This window comes from Variovorax sp. PBL-E5 (assembly GCF_901827185.1).
Taxonomy (GTDB): Bacteria; Pseudomonadota; Gammaproteobacteria; order Burkholderiales; family Burkholderiaceae_C; genus Variovorax.
In genome coordinates this window covers 2,845,323-2,870,642 of record NZ_LR594671.1, presented here as the reverse complement: position 1 = coordinate 2,870,642, position 25,320 = coordinate 2,845,323, and the positions used below count along the sequence as shown (strand labels likewise).

Below are 25,320 nucleotides of genomic sequence, written 5' to 3'. Positions count from 1 at the left end.
CGGTGTCAACCCTCTTGAGAGATTTCGATGCGACAAGCGCTGGAATGGATGGCCGGGTCGTAGAGAGTGCCGTTGGTCCAGATGCGCCAGAGCACACGGGTCCAGGCGCGAGCCAATATGCGCACTGCGTGCGGATGATCGCAACCGCGCTTGCGCGCGGCGTTGTAGACGCTGGCAGCCCATGGGCTGGCATGACGAGAGTTGTCTGCAAGGCAGGTAATGGCTCGACGCAGGCGATGGTTGCAAGCCCATCGGAAGGTGACGGCGCGACTCTTGCCGGACTCGTAGGTGACCGGTACGACGCCTGCCTCGGAGCACAGCTGCTGGGCGCTGGCAAAGCGCTCAGGTACGTCACCCAATTCGGCCAGGATCTGGGCGGCGCAGATGCAACCGGCGCGCGGCAGCGACATCACCGAGATGGCCTGCGGCAGCGCGGTCATGGCTTGGGCAATGTGTGCATCCAGGGCCTTGATCTGGACGCTCAGGGGCTTGAGCACGGCCACCAAGGCCAAGGCGGCCGTAGCGTGGGCCTGGGCGAGCGTGGGTTCGCACAGGCTTGGCGCGGCAGCCTGAAGGCGCTCGAGCAAGACACCGGCCGAACGCCGGCCGCTGTAGCCATGGCGCTTGCAAAAGGCGGCGATCTGGCGGGCGGTGAGTTTGCGCGCGGTAGGCCACTGCTCGATGAAGGCCAGTGCAATGGGCGAATCGACGGCGGCAAAGATGCAGGCGGCGCCAGGCCAATAGGCATCAAGCAGTGCGGTGAGCGGGTTGGCCAGGCGAACGCGCGTGGTCACCAAATCGTCGCGTGTGCGCACCCGGGCGCGCAAGCCGCGGATAGCCGCCGACTGGGGCTGCAAAGCGTGCCAGCGATGACCGTCGGTACGCAGCAAGTCAGCCAGCATGAAGGCATCTCCCGCATCGCTCTTGGCGTTGGTGCTGCGGTAGCGTGGGCGGCTGGCCTTGACGGCGTTGGGGTGGATTGCAAAGACCTGATGGCCGGCTTCAACCAGGGCATCGACGATCAGGCCCGAAGGCCGTTCAATGGCGATGGGCAAGGCCTTGCCGAAGGCAGCGAGCGCGTGCCGCAGCTCGCCCAGTCCTTGGGCGTCGTGGCTGATGGTCAAGTGCTTGAGCACGCTGCCCTGAGCATCGATCACGCACACCGCGTGCGAGCGGTAGGCCCAATCCAGGCCGACAAAGACACTACGAGTCATGGACAACCTCCATCGGTTTGGGTTAAGACTGTCCGTGTCGGAAGGCATGGCGGGACGCTCATAAATTGGCGCTCTGGCTGGGTAGGCGTAGCGCTACATCCGGTGGCCCGTCGTGGCCTTCCGGCACCTCGGGTGCTGCAGGTCTCATGCGGGCTGTCGAACAGCCAGCGCCGCGGGCAGTCACCACGAGGGCACGGAAGTCGGATCGCCACCTCAGCACCTGTCCAAGGCAGCGTCAAGCAGGAGGTTGCCTTGTGAGCGCCGCGCCGGGCCGCCCCAAGCAGGCTCGCGCCCCCTTGGGGGGCAGCGAGGACACGAAATGCCGAGCGTGGGGGCACGCATGACCGTCACCGTCTACGTGCCGCGCGACTCGGCCGCGCTGGCCGCCGGCGCCGAACGCGTGGCGCGCCGCATCGCCGAGGAGGCCGCGGCGCGCGGTGTCGCGGTGACGCTGGTGCGCAATGGCTCGAGAGGCCTGTTCTGGCTCGAACCGCTGGTGGAGGTCGCGACGCCCGCAGGGCGCATGGCCTATGGGCCCGTCACGTCCCGCGATGTGGCGGGCCTGTTCGATGCCGGCTTTCTCGACGGCGGCGCGCATGCGCTCGGCCTCGGTTTGACCGACGAGATCCCCTTCCTGAAGAAGCAGGAGCGCCTGACCTTCGCCCGCATGGGCATCACCGATCCGCTGTCGCTGGCCGACTACGAGGCCCACGAAGGCTTCGCCGGCCTGCGCCGCGCGCTCGCGATGGCGCCGGCGGACATCGTGCAGCAGGTGCTCGACGCCGGTCTGCGCGGCCGCGGCGGCGCCGCATTCCCGGCCGGCATCAAGTGGAAGACGGTGCTGGCCACGCCGGCGCCGCAGAAGTACGTGGTCTGCAATGCGGACGAGGGCGACTCCGGCACCTACTCCGATCGCATGACGATGGAGGGCGATCCGTTCATGCTGATCGAGGGCATGGCCATCGCCGGCATCGCCACCGGCGCGACGATGGGCTACATCTACGTGCGCTCCGAATACCCGCATGCCATCGCGACGCTGAACGAAGCCATCCGCCTCGCCGAGGCCGCGGGCTTTCTCGGCGCCGACGTGCTGGGCTCCGGCCATCGCTTCGCGCTCGAAGTGCGCAAGGCCGCCGGCTCCTACGTGTGCGGCGAAGAGACCGCGCTGCTCGAAAGCCTCGAGGGCAAGCGCGGCGTGGTGCGCGCCAAGCCGCCGCTGCCGGCCATCGTCGGGCTGTTCGGCCGGCCCACCGTGGTCAACAACGTGATCACCCTGGCCACCGTGCCGCTGATCCTGGCGCGCGGCGCCGAGTTCTACCGCGACTTCGGGCAGGGCCGCTCGCGCGGCACGCTGCCGTTCCAGCTGGCCGGCAACATCCGGCAGGGCGGGCTGGTCGAGAAGGCCTTCGGCGTCACCCTGCGCGAACTGCTCTACGACTTCGGCGGCGGCTCGGCCTCGGGCCGGCCGATCAAGGCGGTGCAGGTGGGCGGGCCGCTCGGCACCTACCTGCCGTCTTCGCAATGGGACATCCCGCTCGACTACGAAGCCTATGCCGCGGTCGGTGCCGTGGTCGGGCACGGCGGCCTGGTGGTGCATGACGACACGGCCGACATGGCAGCGCTCGCGCGCTACGCGATGGAATTCTGCGTCGTCGAATCGTGCGGCAAGTGCACGCCCTGCCGCATCGGTTCGACGCGCGGCGTCGAGGTGATCGACCGCATCCGTGCCGGCACCGATGCGCCGCGCCAGATCCGCCTCCTGCGCGACCTCTGCGACACGATGGTGCACGGCTCTCTGTGCGCAATGGGCAGCATGACCCCGTACCCGGTGCTCTCGGCGCTCGATCACTTTCCGCAGGATTTCGACAGCGCCGCGGCCCACGACGCGGTCGTGCTGGCCGACACGAGGAGATGAAGAAGATGCACGATTCCCTGAACGAGATCGACTACGGCACGCCCCAACGCACGGCGGCGCGCGAGGTCACGCTCGACATCGACGGCACCGCGGTCACCGTGCCCGAAGGCACGTCGCTGATGCGCGCCGCCGCGCAGGCCGGCGTGCAGGTGCCCAAGCTCTGCGCCACCGACAGCCTCGAGCCCTTCGGCTCGTGCCGCCTGTGCCTGGTCGAGATCGAAGGCCGCAAGGGCTATCCCGCATCCTGCACCACGCCGGCCGAGGCCGGCATGCAGGTGCGCACGCAGACGCCGAAGCTGCTGGCACTGCGCAAGGGTGTGATGGAGCTCTACCTGTCGGACCTGCCGCCCGATGCCGCCGGCGCGCAGGCGCCGAGCAACGAACTGCAGCACATGGTGGCCGCGGCAGGCGTGGAGGGCGTGCGCTACGGCTTCGGCGGTGCGAGCCATGCGAGCGACGCGAAGGACGAATCCAATCCGTACTTCACCTACGACCCCGCGCAGTGCATCGTCTGCAACCGCTGCGTGCGGGCCTGCGAGGAGACGCAGGGCACCTTCGCGCTGACCATCAGCGGCCGCGGCTTCGCGTCGCGCGTGTCGGCGGGGCAGAACGAATCGTTCATGGACTCCGAATGCGTGAGCTGCGGCGCCTGCGTCGCGGCCTGTCCGACCGACGCGCTGAAGGAGAAGACGCTGATCGCCATCGGCCAGCCCGAGCGCAGCGTCGTCACCACCTGCGGCTACTGCGGCGTCGGCTGCGGCTTCAAGGCCGAGATCAAGGGCGACGAGGTGGTGCGCATGGTGCCGTGGAAGGACGGCAAGGCCAACGAGGGCCACGCCTGCGTGAAGGGCCGCTTCGCCTGGGGCTATGCCTCGCACAAGGACCGCATCACCAGGCCGATGATCCGCGAGAAGATCACCGACCCGTGGCGCGAGGTGAGCTGGGACGAGGCCATCGGCCATGCGGCCAGAGAATTCAAGCGCATCCAGGCCACGTACGGCCGCGATGCCATCGGCGGCCTGAGCTCGTCGCGCTGCACCAACGAAGAGGCCTACCTGGTGCAGAAGCTGGTGCGTGCGGCCTTCGGCAACAACAACGTCGACACCTGCGCGCGCGTGTGCCACTCGCCCACGGGCTACGGGCTCGGCGTGACGCTGGGGACCTCGGCCGGCACGCAGACCTTCAAGTCGGTGGAGCAGGCCGACGTGATCCTGGTCATCGGCGCCAACCCGACCGATGCGCATCCGGTGTTCGGGTCACGCATGAAGAAGCGATTGCGCGAAGGCGCGCAGCTGATCGTGGTGGATCCGCGGCGCATCGACCTCGTCAGGTCGCCGCACGTGCGCGCGGCGCACCATCTGCAGCTGCGGCCGGGCACCAACGTGGCGGTCGTCACCGCGCTCGCGCACATCATCGTCGGCGAAGGGCTGGTCGACCAGGCCTACGTTGCCGAGCGCTGCGAGCAGAAGTCGTTCAACGAGTGGCAGGCCTTCGTCGCGCGACCCGAGAACTCGCCCGAGGCGACCGAGGCCGAGACCGGCGTGCCCGCCGCCGAGCTGCGCGCCGCGGCGCGCCTCTATGCCACGGCCGGCAACGCAGCGATCTACTACGGCCTCGGCGTCACCGAGCACAGCCAGGGATCGACCGCGGTGATCGCGATCGCGAACCTCGCGATGGCGACCGGCAACGTCGGCCGCGAAGGCGTCGGCCTCAATCCGCTGCGCGGCCAGAACAACGTCCAGGGTTCGTGCGACATGGGCTCCTTCCCGCACGAGCTGACCGGCTATCGCCACGTCTCGGACAGCACCGTGCGCGCCTCCTTCGAGGAGGCCTGGGGCGTCGACATCAACCCCGAGCCGGGCCTGCGCATTCCGAACATGTTCGATGCCGCGCTGGCCGGCACCTTCATGGGCCTGTACTGCCAGGGCGAGGACATCGTGCAGTCGGACCCGGACACCCAGCACGTCGCCGCGGCGATGATGGCGATGGAGTGCATCGTGGTGCAGGACATCTTCCTCAACGAGACCGCCAAATACGCGCACGTGCTGCTGCCGGGCTCCTCCTTCCTGGAGAAGGACGGCACCTTCACCAACGCCGAGCGCCGCATCTCGCGCGTGCGCAAGATCGTCCCGCCGCTCGGCGGCTGGGGTGACTGGGAGGTGACGATGAAGCTGTCCAACGCGCTCGGCTATCCGATGAACTACACGCACCCGAGCGAGATCATGGACGAGATCGCCGCGCTCACGCCCACCTTCAGCGGCGTGAGCTTCGACAAGATCGAGCGCATGGGCGGCAGCGTGCAGTGGCCCTGCAACGAATCATCGCCCGACGGCACGCCGACGATGCACGTCGGCCGCTTCGTGCGCGGCAAGGGCCGCTTCCTCATCACCCAGTACGTGGCCTCGGACGAGAAGGTCACGCGCAAATTCCCGCTGCTCTTGACCACCGGGCGCATCCTGTCGCAGTACAACGTCGGCGCGCAGACCCGGCGCACCGAGAACAACCAGTGGCATGCCGAGGACGTGCTGGAGATCCATCCGCACGACGCCGAGGAGCGCGGCATCCGGCACGGCGACTGGGTCGGCATCCAGAGCCGGGTCGGCGACACCGTGCTGCATGCCGACGCCACCGAGCGCGTGCGGCCGGGCGTGGTCTACACCACCTTCCATTTCCCCGAATCGGGCGCCAACGTGATCACCACCGACAACTCCGACTGGGCCACCAACTGCCCCGAGTACAAAGTGACCGCGGTGCAGGTGACGCGCGTGATGCAGCCTTCGAAGTGGCAGAAGGAATACAGCCGCTTCAACCGCATCCAGGAAGCGCTGCTGAAGGAACGCGAGGAGGCCGGCCATGCCGTCGCGGCGAAATGATGAGGCGGGTGCCGCGTGAAGCCGGATGACGCCATGTTCCTGCGCGGCGGCGCCACGCAGCATGCGGTGCGCGGGGTTCGCAAGGGGCGCGAACTCACGGGCCGCGACTGGGTGGCCGACGAGGTGCCGGTGGCGCTCGAGTTCAACGGCGTGTCGCATGCCGTGATGCTGGCCACGCCGCTGGATCTGGAAGACTTCGCGCTCGGCTTTGCGTTGAGCGAAGGCGTGCTGGCGAGCCGTGACGAGCTCTACGCCGTCGAGCAGCACGAGGACGCGCTCGGCATCACGATGCGGCTGCGCATCGCCGGTGCCGCATTCGCGCGCCTCAAGGACCGGCGCCGGTCGCTGGCCGGACGCACCGGCTGCGGCCTGTGCGGCACCGAAAGCCTGGCCCTTGTGGCGCGCGAGTTGCCCGTGCTGCCCGACGGCCCCCGATTCGAGCGGCAGGCGGTCGCGCGCGCGATGGCCGAACTGGGCGGCCTGCAGACCCTGCAACGCGCGACCGGCGCGGTGCACGCCGCGGCCTGGTGCTCGGCGCACGGCGGGATCCATCTGTTGCGCGAGGACGTGGGCCGCCACAACGCGCTCGACAAGCTGATCGGCGGCCTCGTCGCTGCACGGCATCCCGGGCCCGACACCGGCTTCATCGTGGTCACCAGCCGCGCCAGCTTCGAGATGGTGCAGAAGACCGTGATCGCGGGCGTGCCGCTGCTGGCCGCCGTCTCGGCACCCACCTCGCTCGCGATCCGCACGGCCGCTGCCGCGCGCATGGCGCTGGTCGGCTTCGCGCGCGGCGACGACCTGGTCGCCTACACCCATCCGGAGCGACTCTCGCTCGAACCTCTCTAACGAATAGCCCGATGCAAGTCGACAACCTGATCCGCATGGCCAACCAGATCGGCAGCTTCTTCGAGGCGATGCCCGATCGGCCTCAGGCATTGAAGGACATCGCGCTGCACATCCGCAAGTTCTGGGATCCCCGCATGCGGCGGGCCTTCCTGGAGCACGTCGACCAGACCGGCGGCGCAGCGTTGAGCGAGGTGCTGGGCGAAACCCTTCGCCTGCATCGCGACATCCTGGATTGGCGAAGGCAGCCCGCTACAGCACGAAGCGCGTCACCGTGACGTAGTGGCTCACCGTGCCGGCCAGCACGAACAGATGCCAGGTGCCATGCGCATGGCACCAGCCGCGGCGATTGCGATAGAACACCGTGCCGATCGAATACAGCGCGGCGCCCGCCAGCAGCCACGCGAGGCCGGCACCGTCGAGCCGCTCGACGATCGGCGCGGCGGCCAGCACGCCGATCCAGCCCATGCCCACATAGAGCAGCAGCGAGGGCCTGGGCGGCTCGCCCGGCCGCAGCTCGCGGCCGATGCCGAACAGCGCGGCGCCCCAGGTCGCGACCAGGAGCGCCCAGCCCCACGCGCCTTGCAGCGTGACCAGGGCGAACGGCGTATAGCTCCCGGCGATCAGCAGGTAGATCGCGCAGTGGTCGACGCGCTGCCAGAACAGGCGCGTGCGGCCGCGCGTGCTGTGAAAGAGCGTCGACGCGGCGTAGAGCGTCACCATCGACAGCGCGAAGACGAGCGCGCTCGCCGTCCTCGCCGGGTCGCCGCCGGGCACGGTGCGCGCGAGCAGCAGGGCGGAGCCTGCCGTGGCCAGCATCAGCCCGAGCAGGTGGCTGTATCCGTTGAAGCGTTCGCCGGGGTACATGAAGGATCGCGATAGTGAGGATGTCGGTGAGGATGTCGAGTGGGCCGCCGCAATGCGGCAGCGTCATGACATCAGACGCCGATCGGCGGCGGCGCGCATCCACCATCGGGTCTGGGCGTTCGCGCTACGCCCTGGCCGCGGCGCCTATGACTCGATGCGCCTCACCTGCACCGTGGCCTCGAGCCCTTCGTAGGCTTCGGCCGGGCCGTACCAGCTGCCGCTGATCGGCGCGGCCTGCGAGGGATCGCGCGCGACGCCGACGCGGATCAGCTGGCCGCTGCCGGCCAGGTTGTTGGTCGGGTCGTAGGCCACCCAGCCGGCGCCCGGCAGATAGGCATGCAGCCAGGCATGCGTGGCGCCGGCACCGGTCACCGTTTCGCCGGGCGCGGCGCTGCCGCTGTCGAGCGCGGCATCGTAGAGATAGCCCGAGACGAAGCGTGTGGCGACGCCGAGGCGGCGCGCGGCTTCCATCATCAGCAGCGTGTAGTCGCGGCAGCTGCCGGTGCCCAGCGCCAGCGTCGCGAGCGGTGTCTGCGTGCCTTCCTCGTCGCGCGCGGCATAGGTGAGGCTCTGGCCGATGTGGGCATTCATGCGCGCGAGCACTTCGCGCGTGCTGTTGGGCTTGTCGCTGTGCAGGAACTGATGCGCCCAGCGGATCAGCACGCCCTCGGGATCGTCATGGTGCGGACGCAGGTAGTGCTCCAGGTCCAGCCGCTCCTGCACCGAGTAGGCGAAGGGCAGGAACTCGGCCGCCGGCTCGAGTTCGAGCGTGTGATGCGGCGCGCTCACCTGCTGGATCGAGAAGGAACACACGATGCGCAGCTCGGTCGCCTCGCCCATCGGCTGCACCAGCGCCACCGAGTTGGAATGCGGATCCTGGATCATCCGCACGTAGGCCTGGGGGCTGACCTGCAGGTCGGTCGCCAGCACGCGCAGGTCATGGCTGTCGCGCGGCCTGAACATCACGCGGTGCAGGCCGAAGCTCACCGGCTCGTTGTAGCGGTAGACGGTGGTGTGGACGATGTCGTACTGGGTGGCCATGCGCGATTGTGGCGCCGTCGACGGCCGGTGGGCCGCATTCGCATCAACGCCCTTGCACGCGCCGCGTGTCGAGGGCACGCGCCAGCGTTGCCGGCAGCGCCAGCGGCTCGCCGTGCCAGCGCGCGGCCAGCAGCTCGGCGCACAGGGCCGCGAAGCTCAGGCCGCGCGAACCCATCGCCGTGCAGAGCCAGACGCCCGGCATGCCTTCGGCATCGAGCGGCCCGACCAGCGGCCGGCGGTCGCCGGAGGCGCAGCGCACGCCGACCCAGGGCTCGGTGGCGCCGCGTTCGAAGGCCGGCGCGAGCGCCGCGGCAGCCGTCGGGTGAAGCCGCTCCAAGCGGGCACGATTGACTTCGGTGTCGACGGCATTCGGCGCGAGCGCTTCGCTGTCGCGGTCGAAGGTGGCGCCCGCCAGCCACAGCGCACCGCCGGCATCGGGCACGTGTGCGATCAGGTGGCCGTCGCCATTGAGGGGCGCCGCGGGCAGCATCAGGCCGCCGTGCATGCGCCCGGTCTCGAGCTGGCCGCGCACCGGTTGCAAAGGCATCGAGGCGGCGAATGCGCGGCTCTCGTGGCCGGCCGCAATCACCACGCGGTCGGCGTCGGCGATGGCGGCGTGTTGCGTGTCGAAGAGCGTCCAGCCCGTGCCGCGCGCGCTCAGGCGGGCGATGCGCCGATGGGGTTCGAAGCGGATCCCGGGCTGCGCGAGCCAGGCGGCAATCAGCCGCGACGGGCGCACCCAGCCGCCGCGCTGGTGCCACAGCGCAGTGGTGTCGGCAGGCAGCCCTGCTGCGTCCAGCTGCGTCGGCGATGCGTGCCATGACTCGTTGGCTCCGTCGGCCGACCAGCCGGGCGGCAGGCGGGCATTGCCGGTCTCGCGCCGCTCGAGCACGCCGCTCGCGCACCAGTCGATGCCTTCCTCCAGCAGCGCTTCGAGCTGTTGCCAGATGATGCGAATGCCTGCGCGCGTGAGGCGCGAGAGCAGCGCGTCGTCGGGCGACACATGGGGCGCGAGCACGCCGGCCGGCAGTCCGGAAGCGCCGGCTGCGGGGTGGCCGGCCGCGTCGAAGACCGTGACACGCCAGCCGCGACGCGCGAGGCTGGACGCCACCGCCGCGCCCGCCAGCCCGGCACCGATGACCGCGCAATGTCCGGGCGCCGACGCGCGCTCGTCGATGATCGGAACGCCGCGCCGCCGCACCTGCCAGGCCGGTTCGAACACGCCTTGCAGGCAATCGCGTTTCGGCGGCAGGCCCGGCGCCTTGTGGATCCGGAAGCCGCATTGCGTCAGTGCGTCGCGCACCGGCCGCGCGATGCTCCAGGTCGCGATGCGCGTGCCTCGCCGCGTGAAGCGTGACACGCCCTTGAGCGTGTCCGGGGACCACATCTGCGGATTGCGCGCCGGGCTGAAGCCATCCAGAAAGATGCTGTCGGCCTCGAAGTGCTGCGCGCGCAGCATCGGCTGCACGTCGCCGATGCAAAGGGTGAGCAGCACGCGGCCCTGGTCGAAGGTCAGCCGATGGAATCCGGGCAGGAGGCCCCACCATTGCGCACCCAGCTCGCCGGCGAGCGCCGCAAGTTCGGGACAGGTCGCCGCGGCGCGCACGAGGTCATCGCGCGAAACCGGGAACGCTTCGATGGAAACGAAGTGCAGGCGCTGCGGACGCTGCGGATCCGCGCGCCATGCCTGCCAGGTTGTCAGAAAGTTGAGGCCCAGGCCGAAGCCGGTTTCGAGAATCAGCCATTGCGGGCGACCGCCCCATGCCGCGGGCAGGCCGCAGCCGGCCAGGAAGACATGCCGCGCCTGCGCGGGCGCGCCGCTTTCGGTGTGGTAGATGTCGTCGAAGCGTGCGCTGCGCGGGACGCCGTCGGCACGCCAGTCGACGGGCTCGGCCATGCGGGCCTCGGGAACTCAGGATGCGGAAGGCGGCACGTAGCCCTGCGCGACGTCGGCGCCGCCGCCGAAGAAGTGGTTCTCCATCTGGCGCGCGAGGTATTGCCTTGCCCGCGCATCGGCAAGGTTCAAGCGGTTCTCGTTGACCAGCATCGTCTGCTGCTTGAGCCAGGCGGCCCAGGCTTCCTTGCTGACGTTTTCCCACAGGCGCTTGCCGAGTTCGCCGGGGTAGGGTGGGAAGTCGAGCCCTTCGGCCTCTTTGCCGAGCTTGATGCACTGAACCATGCGAGCCATTTGGGTTGCCTTTGGGTGTCTTAGTTGATTTGGCTATTAGAAACTGAGAACTCGGTCGTTCGCGTTTCCATATGCGATATCCAGAATACGCGGCTTCAACGTTATGCCATCGAGCAGCACAAGACCATGAGCCTTCGCCGCGACTTTATCAAGCTTTCCCTCGGTACCGCCGCTGCAGCCGGCATCGCCCTGACGGCATTGCCGTCGTTTGCCCAGGGCGTGACCTTGCTCAACGTGTCATACGATCCGACGCGCGAACTCTACGTCGACTACAACCAGGCCTTCGTCAAGTACTGGAAAGCCAAGACCGGGCAGGACGTGACGATCAAGCAATCGCACGGCGGCTCGGGCAAGCAGGCGCGCTCGATCATCGACGGCCTCGATGCCGACGTCGCCACACTCGCGCTGGCCGGCGACACCGACGCGCTCGTGACGCACGGCGGCCTCGTCAAGCCCGATTGGCAAAAGCGCCTGCCGCACAACTCGGCGCCCTACACCTCGACCATCGTCTTCCTCGTGAAGAAGGGCAATCCCAAGGGTCTCAAAGACTGGGACGACCTGGTGAAGCCGGGCGTGCAGGTGATCACGCCCAACCCCAAGACCTCGGGCGGCGCGCGCTGGAACTACCTCGCAGCCTGGGAGTTCGCCAAGCGCAAGTACGGCGGCGATGCGAAGGCCAAGGAATTCGTCGCCAACCTCTACAAGAACGTGCCCGTGCTCGACACCGGTGCGCGCGGCTCGACCATCACCTTCGTGCAGCGCGGCGTCGGCGACGTGTTGCTCGCATGGGAGAACGAGGCCTTCCTGGCGCTGAAGGAATTCGGCCCCGAGAAGTTCGAGATCGTGGTGCCGTCGATCAGCATCCTGGCCGAGCCCACGGTCGCGGTGGTCGACAAGGTGGTCGACAAGAAGGGCACGCGCGCCGTGGCCGAGGAGTATCTGAAGTACCTGTATTCCGATGAAGGCCAGGACATCGCCGGCCGCAACTACTACCGGCCGACCTCGGACAAGGCCAAGGCGAAGTACGAGAAGCAGTTTCCCAAGCTCACGCTGTTCACCATCGACCAGGCCTTCGGCGGCTGGACCCAGGCTGACAAGGTGCACTTTGCAGATGGCGGCTCCTTCGACCAGATCTACGTGAATAAATAACTCGTGTCCGTTCTTCTCATTGCCGGCAGCCCCTCTGCGCCTTCACGCTCCGCCGTTCTTCTCGATGCCGTGGCCGCGCGTCTGTCGCTGCGCGAGGTGCGGGTCGAACGGCTTGCGATCCGCGAGCTTGCGGCGCATGCCCTCCTGCTCGGCGAGGCCTCGCATCCTTCGGTGCAGCACGCGGCCGAGCAGGTGCGGCGTGCCGATGCGATCGTGATTGCGACGCCAGTCTACAAGGCGGCCTACAGCGGGGTGCTCAAGGTGTTCCTCGATCTGCTGCCGCAGTCCGCGCTCAAGGGCAAGACGGTGCTGCCGCTGGCCACCGGTGGCAGCCCGCATCACATGCTGGCGCTGGACTATGCGCTCAGGCCGGTGCTGCAATCGCTGGCCGCGCGGCACATCCTGCCGGGCGTGTACGCGACCGACGGCCAGGTCACGCTGCAGCCCGAGGGCGCCTACCAGCTGCAGGCCGAACTCGCGCAGCGGCTCGACGATGCGGTCGACACGCTGGCGAGCGAAGGGCTCCGGCTGCCGGCCGCCACGGGCTTCGAGTCGGTGGCGTTCTCGCGCGTGCGATGTAGCGTCTGACGACCGCCCACCGGACCTCCGCCCGTTTTCTTTCAGGCCCTGGCGCTGTCGGCGCGCAGCGCGGGGCAGCGCACGCACATCCCATCCGTCGAAAGTCCATTCCATGACATCTCCCTCATCGACACGTCGCCGCCTGGTCCAGGGCGTGGCCGCCGCGGTTGCACTGCCCTCGCTCGCGGCCTTCGCACAGGCGCCGGCGCGCCAGCTGCGCATCGGCCATCAGAAAGGCAACCTGAGCCTGCTCAAGGGTCGCGGCACGCTGGAGAAGCGCCTGGCCCCGCTGGGCGTCTCGCTCAAGTGGACCGAGTTCACCGCCGGGCCGGTGCAGCTGGAAGCGCTCAACGTCGGCTCGATCGATTTCGGCGATGTCGGCGAGGCGCCGCCGATCTTCGCCCAGGCCGCCGGCGCGCCGCTGGCCTACGTGGCCGCGACGGTGCCGCGTCCGCGGTCCGAGGCCGTGCTGGTGCCGAAGGGCTCGGCCATCCGTTCGGTGGCCGAGCTCAAGGGCCGCAAGGTCGCGCTCAACAAGGGCAGCAATGTCCACTATTTCCTGGTCAAGCTGCTTGAGAAGAACGGCCTCGGCTATGGCGACGTGAACGTCGTCTTCCTGCCGCCCGCCGATGCGCGCGCCGCGTTCGAGAAAGGCTCGATCGACGCCTGGGTGATCTGGGATCCGTTCTTCGCCGCGGCGCAGACCTCGCTCGACGCACGCGTGCTCGCCGATGCGACGGGCGTGGTCGGCAATCGCGCCTACTACTTCTCCTCGCTCGGCTACGCGGACAAGAACCCGGACGTGATCAGGATTCTGATCGAGGAACTCGACCGGGTCGAGAAATGGGGCGAGGGCCACCCGAGCGAATTCGCGGCCGAGCTCGCGCAACTGTGGGGCATTCCGAAGTCGACGGTCGATGTAGTGGTCGCACGCACGCAGTACGGCACCGGCCCGATCACCCGGGCCATCCTTGCCGAGCAGCAGAAGATCGCCGATACCTTCTTCGATCTCAAGCTGCTGCCCCGGCGTATCGACGTGCTCGAAGCCGCGGCCCGCGGCATTGCCTGAGGCGGCGCGATGCAGCCCGACAAAGAAGGACCATGACCGAACAAGCGCAGCCCTTGCCGGGCATGGCCCCTCCGTCGCCCCTGGGCACCGCCAGGCTCTTCGTTCTCGGCGTGGGCCAACGCCTGCTGCCGTGGATCGTCCCGGTGGGCCTGATCGTGGCCTGGCAGATCGCGGCCTCGTCGGGCTGGCTGTCCAGCCGCGTGCTGCCGGCACCGGTGGACGTGTTCAAGGCCGCGTGGACGCTGACGCTGTCGGGCGAACTGTGGACGCATGTGAAGATCAGCGCGGGACGCGCGCTGTCGGGACTGGCCCTCGGCGGCGGCGTCGGGCTGGTGCTGGGTCTTCTCACGGGCTCGGTGCGCGTCTTCGAGACGCTGCTCGATTCCACCATCCAGATGGTGCGCAACATTCCGGCGCTGGCGCTGATACCGCTGGTGATCCTGTGGTTCGGCATCGACGAGTCGGCCAAGGTGTTCCTGATCGCGGTGTCGGTGTTCTTTCCGATCTACCTCAACACCTTCCATGGCATCCGCAACGTCGACCCGCAGCTGATCGAGATGGGCCGCACCTATGGCCTCACGCGCTGGCAGCTCTACCGCGAAGTGATCCTGCCGGGCGCGCTGTCGTCGATCCTGGTCGGCCTGCGCTTCTCGCTCGGGCTCATGTGGGTGATCCTGATCGTGGCCGAGACCATCTCGGCGCAATCCGGCATCGGCTACCTCACGATGAATGCGCGCGAGTTCCTGCAGACCGACATCGTGCTGGTCGGCATCCTGCTCTATGCGTTGCTTGGCAAGCTGGCCGATCTGTTCGCCCGCGCGCTCGAGCACTGGTGGCTGCGCTGGCATCCGGGCTACCGCTCGGGCCGATGAAAGAAAGAGATCCGCGATGAGCGCTGTATTGAATCCGCCCCGCCTTGCATCCGAAGGCATCCGTCTCGAGGCGCGCGCGGTGCACAAGCGCTACGGCGCACGCGAGGTGCTGCGCAACGTGCAGCTCGCGATCGAGCCGGGCCAGTTCATCGCCATCGTCGGCCGCAGCGGCTGCGGCAAGAGCACGCTGCTGCGGCTGGTTGCGGGGCTGGAGGCGGCGTCCGAAGGCACGCTGTCCAGCGACGGAAAGCGCATCGACGGCCTGCACGACGACACCCGCATCATGTTCCAGGAGGCGCGCCTCCTGCCATGGCGGCGCGTGCTGGACAACGTGATGCTGGGCCTGCCGCCCGCAGCGCGCGAGCGCGGCGAGGCGGTGCTCGCGCAGGTCGGGCTCGCCGATCGCCAGAACGAGTGGCCGGCGCGCTTGTCGGGCGGGCAGCGGCAGCGCGTCTCGCTCGCGCGGGCGCTGGTCCATCGGCCGCGCCTGCTGCTGCTCGACGAGCCGCTGGGTGCGCTCGATGCGCTGACGCGCATCGAGATGCACCGTCTCATCGAAGGCCTGTGGCAGCGCCACCGCTTCACCGCGCTGCTGGTGACGCACGACGTGCAGGAGGCCGTCGCGCTGGCGGACCGCGTGATCCTGATCGAGGACGGCCACATCGCGCTCGACGAGCCCATCGCGCTGGCGCGGCCGCGCTCGCAGGGCGACCCGGCCTTCGCCGCGATCGAGAAACGCATCCTCGACCGCGTCCTGCAAAAACCGGCCGACCCCGACCCCGAACCCGTGGCCGCGAACGACGTGCGCTGGCCTGGCGCTCCGGCCCATGCGCTGCACTGGGCCGTCTGATCCTTTTCTTCGTTTTCCTTCAGGAGTTCTTCATGTCCATTCAAGCCATCAACGTCCGCAATCAATTCAAGGGCAAGATCCGCGAGATCGTGCGCGGCGACGTCGTCTCCGAGATCGATGTCGAGACGCCGTGGGGCATCGTGACCTCGGTCATCACCACGCGCTCGGTCGACGAGCTGCAGCTCAGGGTCGGCTCCGATGTCGTGGCGCTGGTGAAGTCGACCGAGGTGTCGATCGCGAAGCTCTAGGCTGGCAGAAACCCCGCCGGGGCGGGGTTTTGTGCGATGGTGCAAGGTCGGACCCCCGCACCACCGGAGAAAACCCATGTCCCTTTTCGATGTCAACGACATCGTGCTCGCGCTGCACCAGGCGCGCGACGAATGGCGCGATTCGCAAAGGCGCTCGCGCGAACCCGGCAGCAGGGAGTTCCCGTCGCGCGATGCGCTGGCCGGCATCGTCGAATCGCTCAAGGGGGCGCTGTTCCCGATGCGTCTCGGGCCGCCCGATCTGCGGCACGAGAGCGAGGATTTCTACGTCGGCCACACGCTGCACTCCGCACTGCAGTCCCTGCTGGTGCAGTCGAGGCTGGAGCTGCGCTACAACGCGCGCCACAACCCGCGCGACGCAGAGGCAATCGATGCCGAAGGCGACGCCGCCGTGCGCGCATTCGCCGCGGCGCTGCCGGGCATCCGGCGCTTGCTGGACGGCGATGTGCTCGCGGCCTTCCAGGGCGATCCGGCGGCGCGCAGCGTCGACGAGGTGCTGCTGTGCTATCCGGGCATCCTCGCGATGGTTCACCATCGGCTCGCACACCAGCTCTACGGCCTCGGGCTGCCGCTGCTCGCGCGCATCGTGGCCGAGATCGCGCACGGGCAGACCGGCATCGACATCCATCCGGGCGCGAAGATCGATGCCGGCTTCTTCATCGACCATGGAACGGGCGTCGTGATCGGCGAGACCGCGGTGATCGGCAAGCGCGTTCGCATCTACCAGGCCGTGACGCTGGGCGCCAAGCGTTTTCCGACCGACGGCGAAGGCAAGCTGCAAAAGGGCCTGCCGCGCCATCCGGTGGTGGAGGACGACGTGGTGATCTATGCCGGTGCGACGATCCTCGGCCGCGTGACGCTGGGCAAGGGCGCGACCATCGGCGGCAACGTGTGGATCACCGACGACGTGCCGCCGGGCGCCAGCGTGACGCAGGCGAGCCTGCAGAACGCGCCGCAGCACAGGGCGGCCTGAGTGAAGCTTTCAGAAGTCAGAAAAAAGCCTCGATGGCTCCGCATAATCCATCTTGCTTCCCGTCCACCCGTTCCAAGGAGCTTTCATGAGCCAGACCAAAATCGCCGTCGTCATCGGCAGCCTGCGCAAGGATTCGTTCAATCGCAAGCTGGCACTTGCCATTGCGCATCTCGCGCCCGCGAACTTCACGTTCGAGCACGTGCGCATCGACGACCTGCCGGCCTACAACCAGGACGATGACGGCAACCAGGCGCCGGCCGTCAAGCGGCTCAAGTCGGAGATCGCCGCGGCGCAGGGGCTGCTGTTCGTGACGCCGGAATACAACCGCTCGATCCCAGGCGTGCTCAAGAACGCGATCGACAACGCCTCGCGACCCTACGGGCAGAGCGCATGGGCGGGCAAGCCGGCGGGTGTCATTGGCGTGTCGGTCGGCGCCATCGGCACCGCGCTCGCGCAGCAGCACCTGCGCAACATCCTGGCCTACCTCGACGTGCCGACCATGGGCCAGCCCGAAGTCTTCCTGCAGAACAAGGAAGGGCTGTTCGACGACAAGGGGCATGTCGCGGAAGCCAGCAAGCAGTTTCTGCAGGCATGGATCGACAAGTACGTGGCCTGGGTCAAGACCCACTCGGCTTGAGCTGATCTCGGTCGCGCCTAGAGCGCGACGGCAACGAGCCATCGGCGAACGATCTGCTCTTCGTCGGGTGTGAGCGAGGCGGCCAGTTGCTGCTCGAGCGCACGCACGCGCTGGCGGGATGCGCCCAGCAGCCGTTCGCCTTCGGCCGTGACATCGAGATGCTGGATGCGTCCGTGCACCGCATGGGCGCGCCGCTCGAGCGCGCCCGAGCGCTCGAGGTTCGAGACGATCACGCTCACGGTTTGCGGTGTCAGCATGGCCAGGCGGGCGATCTCGGCATTCGAGATGCCCGGATAGGCCACCAGCATCGTCAGCACCACGAACTGCGGCGGCGTCACGCCGAGGTCGGACAGGGCGCGCTCCATGCGCCGTGCGTGCGCCGCACCGGCCTGCCGCAGCAGATAGCCCAGATAGCCTTTGGGACCGCGTTTGCCTTCGCCGATCTTCGGGATCGAAGGCCCATCCGGAATCGTGGTCTTGCGCATGATGTCAGGGCTCGAATAACATGTTCGTACTCTGATATTTAACCATGAAGGACTCGCATTCCATGAGCACGTTGCGGCCCCGGATCGACTATCCGGACTTCGCCAGGCAAGCGCCCGCCGTGCATTCGGCACTGCGCGCAATGAGCAAGGCCGTCGACGATTCCGGGCTGGAAAAGTCGCTGACCGAGCTGGTCAAGCTGCGTGCATCGCAGATCAACGGCTGTGCCTTCTGCCTGCAATTCCATCTCAATGTGCTGCGCAAGCTGGGCGTGGAGGCGCCGAGGCTCGATCTGGTCGCGGCCTGGCGCGACGCCGGCGTGTTCTCGGCGCGCGAAGCCGCCGCGCTCGAATGGACCGAGACGCTGACGTTGATGGCGCAGCGCCATGCCGACGACGCGGCCTGGCAGGCGCTGCGGCTTCACTTCAGTGAATCGGAGGCAATGAACCTCACCGTGGCGATCGGCACCATCAACCAATGGAACCGGATCGCCGTGGCCCTGCGCTTCGCACCGCCGATTGCAGAGGGAAGCGCTGCATAACCCGCGAAGCGGGCGGGCGTTCAGGCCGCCAGCGAGGCGACGTCCTGATTGGCTGCGTGGCCGGTCGCAGTCGCGATGTCGGCCCGCGCGACGCTGAGTGCGGCTGCCTTCGCCGCTTCGCCCATCGCCACGCCCTCGGCGCGCACGAAGCGCACGTCGGTGATGCCGAAGAAGCCGAAGATGACTTTCAGGTAGCTTTCCTGATGCTCCATCGCCTGGCCGCCTTCGCTGGTCGAGTAGATGCCGCCGCGCGCCAGTGCGACGATCACGGTCTTGCCGGTGGCGAGGCCGACCGCGCCCTTGTCGGTGTACTTGAAAGTGCGGCCTGCCTGCGCGAGCCGGTCGATCCATGCCTTGAGCTGGGTCGGCACGGTGAAGTTATAGAGCGGCGCGCCGATCACGATCACGTCGGCGGCGAGAAACTGGCTCACCAGCTTTTCCGACACTTCGTTCTCGCGGCGCTGGGCGTCGGTGGGTTCGGCCTGGATGCCGACCTTGATGCCGAGCGCGTCGGCGCTGAAATGGTTCGGGGTTTCGACCGCGAGATCGAGGTAGTCGACGGTCGTGTGGGGATGGGCCCGGCGCCAGTCGGCCACCACTTCGGCGGTGAGTTGGCGGGATACCGAGCTGGTGCCCAGGATGCTGGAATCGATGTGGAGCAACTTCATGATCAATGCTTTCCTTGAAAGGGCCGGCACGGAAATCGGTCGGCATGGGTGAATTCTATTTTTGATGTGATTGCTTGATAAGTCGGTAAAATTAGGCCATATCGTCCCAATAACAGGACAATCGATCGATGCAAGACCTGAATGACATGGTTTTCTTTGCCGAGGTCGCGGAACACGGCGGGTTTGCTGCCGCAAGCCGCGCGCTCGGCATTCCCAAGTCGCGGCTGTCCAGGCGCGTGGCCGACCTGGAGGCGCAGCTGGGCGTGCAGCTGATGCAGCGCAGCACCCGGCGCCTGTCGCTCACGCCGGCTGGCGAGCTCTACCTGCGCCATTGCGCGGCCATGCGCGACGCGGCGCAGGCGGCCGCCGAGGCGGTCGCGCAGGTGCAGACCGAGCCGCGCGGCACCGTGCGCCTGAGCTGTCCGGTGACGCTGGCGCAGAGCGCGCTGGGTCCGCTGCTGCCGATCTTCATGCAGCGCTATCCGGCCGTGCGGATCGAGATGCGGGTGCTGAACCGGCCGGTCGATCCGGTCGAGGAGGGCGTGGATCTGGCGCTGCGCGTGCGGCCGCAGATCGAGGACAGCGCCACGCTCGTGGCCAAGACCTTCGGCGTCAGCCGCGGCATCCTGGTCGCGAACCCGGAGCAGCTCCGAAAGCAGGGGCCCGTGCGCACGCCGGCCGATCTGTCGAAGCTCGACACCGTCTCGATGTCGAGCGGCGAGGGACGCACTCACTGGCGCCTCGAAGGGCCCGATGGCGCCGTGGAGACGCATTCGCACACGCCTCGCTATGTGGCCGACGATCTGTTGACGCTCAAGTTCGCCGTGGTGCAGGGGACCGGCGCGTCGGTGCTGCCGGACTACATGTGCCGCGGCGAACTGAAGGCCGGCCAACTGGTGGAGGTCTTGCCGGGATGGGGGCCGGCGCCGGGCATTACGCACGCCATGTTCCCGGCGCGCCGGGCGCTCGTCCCCGCCATTCGGCGTCTGATCGATTTCCTGGCCGAAAACCTGAACGGCGACGAACCTCACGCGCTGGCCGGCTGAGCTCGTTATGCGCAAAACGCCATATTCAAACAAGTAGATATTCGTTTACGGATGAAGAGCGGATTCCGACAATCCTCAGTTCACCTTCTCCGGAGCAACCATGGCCACCCTGCGACTCGGCGACATCGCCCCCGATTTCACCCAAGACTCCAACGAGGGTCCGATCGATTTCTACAGGTGGGCCGGGGATGCCTGGGTGGTGCTGTTCTCCCATCCCGCCGATTTCACGCCCGTGTGCACCACGGAACTGGGCAAGACCGCCGCGCTGTCGGGCGAGTTCGCCAGGCGCGGCGTCAAGCCGATCGCGATCAGCGTCGATCCGGCGGACAAGCACAAGGAATGGATCGGCGACATCAACGACACGCAGAACACCACCGTCGACTTTCCGATCCTGGCCGACGCCGACCGCAAGGTGGCCGACCTCTACGACCTGATCCATCCGAACGCTTCGACCACGGCGACCGTGCGCAGCGTGTTCATCATCGATCCGAAAAAGGCAATCCGCGCCACCATCACCTATCCCGCGAGCACGGGCCGCAACTTCGACGAGATCCTGCGCGTGATCGATTCGCTGCAGCTGACCGACAGCCACAAGGTCGCGACGCCGGTGAACTGGCAGGACGGCGACGATGTCGTGATCAGCCCGAGCATCCAGGACCCGGCGGAGCTCGCGCAACGCTTCCCGAAGGGCTTCAAGGCCATCCGGCCCTATCTGCGATTGACACCGCAGCCCAACAAATAAGCCCGCGTGACGAAACCGACCATCGTCATCGTGCCGGGCTGGCGCGATTCCGGGCCGGGACACTGGCAGAGCCTGTGGGCGGAGCGCATGCAGGGCGCGGTGCGCGTGGTGCAGGACGACTGGCTCACGCCGGGCCGCGCGGCGTGGGTATCCATGCTCGAGACCCGCGTGCTCGAATGCCCCGGTCCGGTGGTGATCGTCGCGCACAGTCTCGGCTGCATCGCGACCGCGCATCTGCCCGAGGCCGCTGCCGCACGCATCAGCGGCGCGCTGCTGGTGGCGCCGGCCGACCCCGAGCGCCGCGCGGTGCTGTCGGATTTCGCGCCCGTTCCCCATGCGAAGCTGCCGTACCGCAGCATCGTGGTGGCGAGCAGCAACGACCCCTATTGCCCGGTCCGGCTGGCCGGCGCCTATGCCCGTGCCTGGGGCAGCGAATTCGTTCGCATGCAAAATGCCGGCCACATCAACCTCGAATCGGGGCATGGTGACTGGCCGCTCGGTCTCGCATTGCTCCAATCCCTGACGGACGAGCCCGCGAGCCTCCCGGCCGGCCGCAGCAATATCGAACCTTTGGCAACCCTATGACTTCCAGAATCAAGATGATCCTCGGCGCCCTCGTGCTCGCCGCAAGCGGCGCCGCATCCGCCCAGACCACCTTGCTCAATGTCTCCTACGATGTGGCGCGCGAGTTCTACAAGGACTACAACACCGCCTTCGTCGCGCATTACAAAGCGACCACCGGCAAGGACGTCAAGATCGACCAGTCGCATGCCGGCTCCAGCGCGCAGGCGCGCGCGGTGGCCGACGGCCTCGATGCCGATGTGGTGACCATGAACACCACCACCGACATCGAGTTCCTCGCCAATGCAGGCGTGGTGGCCAAGGACTGGGCCAAGCGCTTCCCGAACAACGCGGCGCCGACCACCTCGACCATGCTGTTCCTCACGCGCAAGGGCAACCCCAAGGGCATCAAGGACTGGGACGACCTGATCAAGCCCGGCGTGCAGGTCGTGGTCGTCAATCCCAAGACCGGCGGCAACGGCCGCTACGCCTACCTGGCTGCGTGGGGCTACGTGAAGAAGAAGGGCGGCACCGACGCCCAGGCCGCCGAGTTCGTCGGCAAGCTGTTCAAGAACGTGCCGGTGCTCGCGCGCGGTGGCCGCGATGCGACGACCGCCTTCCTGCAGCGCAATATCGGCGACGTGCTGATCACCTTCGAATCGGAGGTCGTGTCGATCGACCGCGAGTTCGGCGCCGGCAAGGTCGATGCGGTGTATCCGTCGATCAGCATCCTGGCCGAGAACCCGGTCGCGGTGGTCGAACGCACGGTGGCGAAGAAGGGCACCGGCGAACTCGCGAAGGCCTACCTCGACTACCTCTATTCGGACGAGGCGCAGGAGATCGCGGCCAAGCACGCGCTGCGCCCGCGCTCGGAAGCGGTGCTCAAGAAATACGCCGCGACCTTCAAGCCGCTGCAGCTTTTCACGGTGCAGGAACTGTTCGGTAGCCTCAGCGAAGCGCAGAAGGTGCACTTCAACGACGGCGGTCAGTTCGACAAGCTGTACACGCCTGGCGCCAAGTAAATGGCTGGGGTTGTATCGTCGGCGCTGCCGTCCGCCACGGCGGCGCCGCTTGCGCGTGCGGGCAATACCGGCGTGTCGCGGCGCGTGCTGCCCGGCTTTCACATCACGCTCGGCTTCTCGCTGCTGTACCTGTGCCTGATCGTCCTGATCCCGCTGTCCGCGCTGGTCTTCAAGACCTTCACGATGAGCTGGGACCAGTTCTGGGTCGCGGTGACCGCGCCGCGCGTGATGGCGTCCTACCGCCTGACCTTCGGCGCGTCGCTGATCGCCGCGCTGGTCAACCTCGTCTTCGGCCTGCTCGTGGCCTGGGTGCTGGTGCGCTACAAGTTCCCGGGCAAGCGCATCGTCGATGCGCTGGTCGACCTGCCGTTCGCGCTGCCCACCGCGGTCGCCGGCATCTCGCTGACCGCGCTCCTGGCGGGCAACGGCTGGATCGGCCAGTACCTCGAACCGCTCGGCATCAAGCTGGCCTTCACGCCGGCGGGTATCGTGATCGCGCTGATCTTCATCGGCCTGCCGTTCGTGGTGCGCACGGTGCAGCCGGTGCTCGAAGACACCGAGAAGGAACTCGAGGAGGCCGCGACCAGCCTGGGTGCGACCCGGCTGCAGACCTTCACGCGGGTGATCCTGCCCTCGATCATGCCGGCGCTGCTGACCGGCTTTGCGATGGCCTTCGCGCGCGCGATCGGTGAGTACGGCTCGGTGATCTTCATTGCCGGCAACATGCCGATGATCTCGGAGATCACGCCGCTGATCATCATCGGCAAGCTCGAGCAGTACGACTATGCAGGCGCCACCGCGGTGGCCTTGGTGATGCTGGTGCTGTCCTTCGTGCTGCTGCTGGTCATCAACGGCCTGCAAGCCTGGCAGCGGCGCCGCTCGGGGGCTTCGTCATGAGCGCGCCAGCCAGGGTGGTCCGGCGTGCCGCGGCCGGCACCACCGAATCGGCCTGGGTGCGCTGGACGTTGATCGGCATCGCGCTGGCCTTCATGCTGCTGTTCCTCGTGCTGCCGCTGGCCGCCGTCGCGGCCGAAGCGCTGCGCAAGGGATTCGGCGCCTACTTCCAGGCGCTCGAGGAGCCCGATGCCTGGAGTGCGATCCGCCTGACCCTGCTCACGGCCGCGATCGCCGTGCCGGCCAACCTGGTCTTCGGCGTGGCAGCGGCCTGGGCGATCGCCAAGTTCGAATTTCGGGGCAAGGCTTTTCTCACGACGCTGGTCGATCTGCCCTTCGCCGTGTCGCCGGTGGTCGCGGGGCTGATCTACGTGCTGGTGTTCGGCGCGCAGGGCTGGTTCGGTCCCTGGCTGGCCGCACACGACATCAAGATCATCTTCGCTGTGCCCGGTATCGTGCTGGCCACAGTGTTCGTGACCTTTCCCTTCATCGCGCGCGAGCTGGTGCCGCTGATGCAGGCGCAGGGCACCGAGGAGGAGCAGGCCGCCATCGTGCTCGGTGCCACGGGCTGGCAGACCTTCTGGCACGTGACCCTGCCGAACATCAAATGGGGGCTGCTGTACGGCGTCATTCTGTGCAATGCGCGCGCCATGGGCGAGTTCGGCGCGGTGTCGGTCGTGTCGGGCCACATCCGCGGCCAGACCAACACCATGCCGCTGCATGTCGAGGTGCTCTACAACGAGTACCAGTCGGTGGCCGCGTTCGCGGTGGCCTCGCTGCTGGCCATCCTGGCACTGGTCACGCTGGTGATCAAGTCCTTCATCGAGTGGCGGCACGAGCGCGAGATGAAGGCCATCGCAGAACTGCCGCCGGAGCGGCCGCAACCCGCCGTCGCGGCCCTGGGAGGAACATCATGAGCATTGAAATCCGCAACGTCAGCAAGCGCTTCGGCGAGTTTCACGCGCTGCGCGATGTCAGCCTCGACGTGGCGTCAGGCGAGCTCGTCGCGCTGCTCGGCCCCTCGGGTTGCGGCAAGACCACGCTGCTGCGCATCATCGCGGGGCTGGAGACCGCCGACACCGGCAGCATCCTGTTCGCCGGCGAGGACACGACCGACGTCCATGTGCGCGAGCGCCAGGTCGGCTTCGTGTTCCAGCACTACGCGCTGTTCCGGCACATGACGGTGTTCGAGAACGTCGCCTTCGGCCTGCGCGTGAAGCCGCGCGGCGTGCGCCCGGCCGAGGCGCAGATCAAGGCCAAGGTGCACGACCTGCTCAAGCTGGTGCAGCTCGACTGGCTGGCCGACCGCTATCCGGCACAGCTGTCGGGCGGCCAGCGCCAGCGCATCGCGCTGGCCCGTGCGCTCGCGGTCGAGCCCAAGGTGCTGCTGCTCGACGAGCCTTTCGGCGCGCTCGACGCCAAGGTGCGCAAGGAACTGCGCCGCTGGCTGCGCCGCCTGCACGACGAGCTGCACGTGACCAGCATCTTCGTCACCCATGACCAGGAGGAAGCGCTCGAAGTGGCCGACCGCGTGGTGCTGATGAACAGCGGCCGCGTCGAGCAGGTCGGCTCGCCGCAGGATGTGTGGGACCGGCCGGCCAGTCCCTTCGTCTATGGCTTTCTCGGCGACGTCAACCTGTTCCATGGCCGCGCCCACGAAGGCGAGGTGCATGTGGAAGGCATTCGCATCGATACGCCGGAAAGCCGCGGGTTGCGTGACGGCAAGGCGCTGGCCTATGTGCGGCCGCATGACCTCGACATCGCGCGCTATGTGCCGGCCACGACAGCGAACGGCTCCGCACGGACCCAGGGCATCGTCGCGACGCTGAGCCGTGCCATTGTGGTCGGTCCGATCGCAAGGCTGGAACTCGAACCGGTCGAATCGAATCCTGATAATCCGGGGTCCGGAACCATCATCGAGGCGCAACTTCCTGCGCAACAGTTCCGGGATCTCGGCTTGCGGGAAGGCGAAACAGTGGTCGCCACGCCGCGCCGGGCCCGTGTGTTCGTGGAGGGACCATAGC

Annotated in this window: 27 protein-coding genes; 20 read left to right on the top strand and 7 right to left on the bottom strand. The window is 67.8% G+C overall.

Features of this window, described 5'->3' with window-relative positions:
• Positions 1 to 5: 5 nt before the first annotated feature.
• Positions 6 to 1,214 carry an IS110 family transposase gene (locus WDLP6_RS13955; RefSeq protein ID WP_174259871.1) on the bottom strand — a complete coding sequence of 403 codons (1,209 nt, stop codon included), beginning with the start codon at positions 1,212 to 1,214 and terminating at the stop codon, positions 6 to 8.
• Between the two features lie 340 nt (positions 1,215 to 1,554).
• On the opposite strand from WDLP6_RS13955, the gene WDLP6_RS13950 reads away from it, so the two are divergent.
• From WDLP6_RS13950 to WDLP6_RS13935, 4 genes are read left to right on the top strand one after another with little or no spacing between them, the layout of a single operon-like run.
• Positions 1,555 to 3,129, top strand: a complete 1,575-nt coding sequence (locus WDLP6_RS13950; protein WP_162595095.1) for a formate dehydrogenase beta subunit — start codon at positions 1,555 to 1,557, stop codon at positions 3,127 to 3,129.
• Between the two features lie 5 nt (positions 3,130 to 3,134).
• Complete coding sequence (gene fdhF / locus WDLP6_RS13945; RefSeq protein ID WP_162592804.1) at positions 3,135 to 6,002, top strand: formate dehydrogenase subunit alpha; 2,868 nt, start codon at positions 3,135 to 3,137, stop codon at positions 6,000 to 6,002.
• Positions 6,003 to 6,017: 15 nt separating this feature from the next.
• A complete protein-coding gene (gene fdhD / locus WDLP6_RS13940; protein ID WP_332105584.1) occupies positions 6,018 to 6,851 on the top strand; it encodes a formate dehydrogenase accessory sulfurtransferase FdhD in 834 nt (277 codons plus the stop codon).
• Positions 6,852 to 6,862: 11 nt separating this feature from the next.
• A complete protein-coding gene (locus tag WDLP6_RS13935; RefSeq protein WP_162592803.1) occupies positions 6,863 to 7,126 on the top strand; it encodes a formate dehydrogenase subunit delta in 264 nt (87 codons plus the stop codon).
• Here WDLP6_RS13935 and trhA read toward each other — a convergent pair.
• From trhA to WDLP6_RS13915, 4 genes are all read right to left on the bottom strand, one after another.
• Positions 7,101 to 7,715 carry a PAQR family membrane homeostasis protein TrhA gene (gene trhA / locus WDLP6_RS13930; protein WP_162592802.1) on the bottom strand — a complete coding sequence of 205 codons (615 nt, stop codon included), beginning with the start codon at positions 7,713 to 7,715 and terminating at the stop codon, positions 7,101 to 7,103. The two genes, WDLP6_RS13935 and trhA, sit on opposite strands and share 26 nt — an antisense overlap.
• Positions 7,716 to 7,859: 144 nt before the next feature.
• Positions 7,860 to 8,756: a transglutaminase family protein gene (locus WDLP6_RS13925; protein ID WP_162592801.1), complete on the bottom strand. Its 897-nt coding sequence runs from the start codon at positions 8,754 to 8,756 to the stop codon at positions 7,860 to 7,862.
• A 43-nt stretch (positions 8,757 to 8,799) separates the two neighbouring features.
• On the bottom strand, positions 8,800 to 10,653 hold the full coding sequence (gene mnmC, locus WDLP6_RS13920; RefSeq protein WP_162592800.1) for an FAD-dependent 5-carboxymethylaminomethyl-2-thiouridine(34) oxidoreductase MnmC: 1,854 nt from the start codon (positions 10,651 to 10,653) through the stop codon (positions 8,800 to 8,802).
• Positions 10,654 to 10,668: 15 nt separating this feature from the next.
• Positions 10,669 to 10,944: an oxidative damage protection protein gene (locus tag WDLP6_RS13915; protein ID WP_162567771.1), complete on the bottom strand. Its 276-nt coding sequence runs from the start codon at positions 10,942 to 10,944 to the stop codon at positions 10,669 to 10,671.
• A gap of 126 nt (positions 10,945 to 11,070) precedes the next feature.
• On the opposite strand from WDLP6_RS13915, the gene WDLP6_RS13910 reads away from it, so the two are divergent.
• The 8 genes from WDLP6_RS13910 to WDLP6_RS13875 all read left to right on the top strand — a co-directional run bounded on the left by WDLP6_RS13910 (position 11,071) and on the right by WDLP6_RS13875 (position 17,339).
• A complete protein-coding gene (locus WDLP6_RS13910; protein ID WP_162592799.1) occupies positions 11,071 to 12,093 on the top strand; it encodes a sulfate ABC transporter substrate-binding protein in 1,023 nt (340 codons plus the stop codon).
• A gap of 3 nt (positions 12,094 to 12,096) precedes the next feature.
• Positions 12,097 to 12,681, top strand: a complete 585-nt coding sequence (ssuE, locus tag WDLP6_RS13905) for an NADPH-dependent FMN reductase (protein WP_162592798.1) — start codon at positions 12,097 to 12,099, stop codon at positions 12,679 to 12,681.
• Between the two features lie 103 nt (positions 12,682 to 12,784).
• Positions 12,785 to 13,741, top strand: a complete 957-nt coding sequence (locus tag WDLP6_RS13900; RefSeq protein ID WP_162592797.1) for a sulfonate ABC transporter substrate-binding protein — start codon at positions 12,785 to 12,787, stop codon at positions 13,739 to 13,741.
• A 32-nt stretch (positions 13,742 to 13,773) separates the two neighbouring features.
• The gene (gene ssuC / locus WDLP6_RS13895) at positions 13,774 to 14,613 is read left to right on the top strand and encodes an aliphatic sulfonate ABC transporter permease SsuC (protein ID WP_162592796.1); all 840 of its coding nucleotides are present in this window, start codon (positions 13,774 to 13,776) and stop codon (positions 14,611 to 14,613) included.
• A gap of 16 nt (positions 14,614 to 14,629) precedes the next feature.
• Entirely contained in the window at positions 14,630 to 15,463 is an 834-nt protein-coding gene (locus WDLP6_RS13890; RefSeq protein WP_162592795.1) for an ATP-binding cassette domain-containing protein, read from the top strand.
• A 32-nt stretch (positions 15,464 to 15,495) separates the two neighbouring features.
• On the top strand, positions 15,496 to 15,711 hold the full coding sequence (locus WDLP6_RS13885; protein WP_162592794.1) for a TOBE domain-containing protein: 216 nt from the start codon (positions 15,496 to 15,498) through the stop codon (positions 15,709 to 15,711).
• 76 nt (positions 15,712 to 15,787) lie between these two features.
• Entirely contained in the window at positions 15,788 to 16,702 is a 915-nt protein-coding gene (gene epsC, locus WDLP6_RS13880) for a serine O-acetyltransferase EpsC (protein WP_162592793.1), read from the top strand.
• A gap of 85 nt (positions 16,703 to 16,787) precedes the next feature.
• On the top strand, positions 16,788 to 17,339 hold the full coding sequence (locus tag WDLP6_RS13875; protein ID WP_162592792.1) for an NADPH-dependent FMN reductase: 552 nt from the start codon (positions 16,788 to 16,790) through the stop codon (positions 17,337 to 17,339).
• A 17-nt stretch (positions 17,340 to 17,356) separates the two neighbouring features.
• Here WDLP6_RS13875 and WDLP6_RS13870 read toward each other — a convergent pair whose 3' ends face one another.
• Entirely contained in the window at positions 17,357 to 17,824 is a 468-nt protein-coding gene (locus WDLP6_RS13870; protein WP_162592791.1) for a MarR family winged helix-turn-helix transcriptional regulator, read from the bottom strand.
• Between the two features lie 62 nt (positions 17,825 to 17,886).
• Between WDLP6_RS13870 and WDLP6_RS13865 the strand changes: the two genes are divergently transcribed.
• Complete coding sequence (locus WDLP6_RS13865) at positions 17,887 to 18,363, top strand: carboxymuconolactone decarboxylase family protein (RefSeq protein ID WP_162592790.1); 477 nt, start codon at positions 17,887 to 17,889, stop codon at positions 18,361 to 18,363.
• A 20-nt stretch (positions 18,364 to 18,383) separates the two neighbouring features.
• On the opposite strand, the gene WDLP6_RS13860 is transcribed toward WDLP6_RS13865, so the two are convergent.
• A complete protein-coding gene (locus tag WDLP6_RS13860; protein ID WP_162592789.1) occupies positions 18,384 to 19,031 on the bottom strand; it encodes an FMN-dependent NADH-azoreductase in 648 nt (215 codons plus the stop codon).
• Positions 19,032 to 19,159: 128 nt separating this feature from the next.
• On the opposite strand from WDLP6_RS13860, the gene WDLP6_RS13855 reads away from it, so the two are divergent.
• The 7 genes from WDLP6_RS13855 to WDLP6_RS13825 all read left to right on the top strand — a co-directional run bounded on the left by WDLP6_RS13855 (position 19,160) and on the right by WDLP6_RS13825 (position 25,319).
• The gene (locus WDLP6_RS13855; protein ID WP_162567762.1) at positions 19,160 to 20,077 is read left to right on the top strand and encodes a LysR family transcriptional regulator; all 918 of its coding nucleotides are present in this window, start codon (positions 19,160 to 19,162) and stop codon (positions 20,075 to 20,077) included.
• A 100-nt stretch (positions 20,078 to 20,177) separates the two neighbouring features.
• Complete coding sequence (locus tag WDLP6_RS13850) at positions 20,178 to 20,819, top strand: peroxiredoxin (protein ID WP_162592788.1); 642 nt, start codon at positions 20,178 to 20,180, stop codon at positions 20,817 to 20,819.
• A 6-nt stretch (positions 20,820 to 20,825) separates the two neighbouring features.
• Entirely contained in the window at positions 20,826 to 21,404 is a 579-nt protein-coding gene (locus WDLP6_RS13845) for an RBBP9/YdeN family alpha/beta hydrolase (RefSeq protein WP_162592787.1), read from the top strand.
• Positions 21,401 to 22,402 (top strand): sulfate ABC transporter substrate-binding protein, encoded by a 1,002-nt coding sequence (locus WDLP6_RS13840; RefSeq protein ID WP_162592786.1) that lies wholly within the window; start codon positions 21,401 to 21,403, stop codon positions 22,400 to 22,402. The genes WDLP6_RS13845 and WDLP6_RS13840 overlap by 4 nt, the downstream gene beginning before the upstream one ends.
• Positions 22,403 to 23,299, top strand: coding sequence for a sulfate ABC transporter permease subunit CysT (cysT, locus tag WDLP6_RS13835; protein ID WP_162567758.1), 897 nt, complete (start codon positions 22,403 to 22,405; stop codon positions 23,297 to 23,299).
• The gene (gene cysW, locus WDLP6_RS13830) at positions 23,296 to 24,213 is read left to right on the top strand and encodes a sulfate ABC transporter permease subunit CysW (protein WP_162592785.1); all 918 of its coding nucleotides are present in this window, start codon (positions 23,296 to 23,298) and stop codon (positions 24,211 to 24,213) included. The genes cysT and cysW overlap by 4 nt, the downstream gene beginning before the upstream one ends.
• Positions 24,210 to 25,319 carry a sulfate/molybdate ABC transporter ATP-binding protein gene (locus WDLP6_RS13825; RefSeq protein WP_162592784.1) on the top strand — a complete coding sequence of 370 codons (1,110 nt, stop codon included), beginning with the start codon at positions 24,210 to 24,212 and terminating at the stop codon, positions 25,317 to 25,319. The genes cysW and WDLP6_RS13825 overlap by 4 nt, the downstream gene beginning before the upstream one ends.
• Position 25,320: the final 1 nt, after the last annotated feature.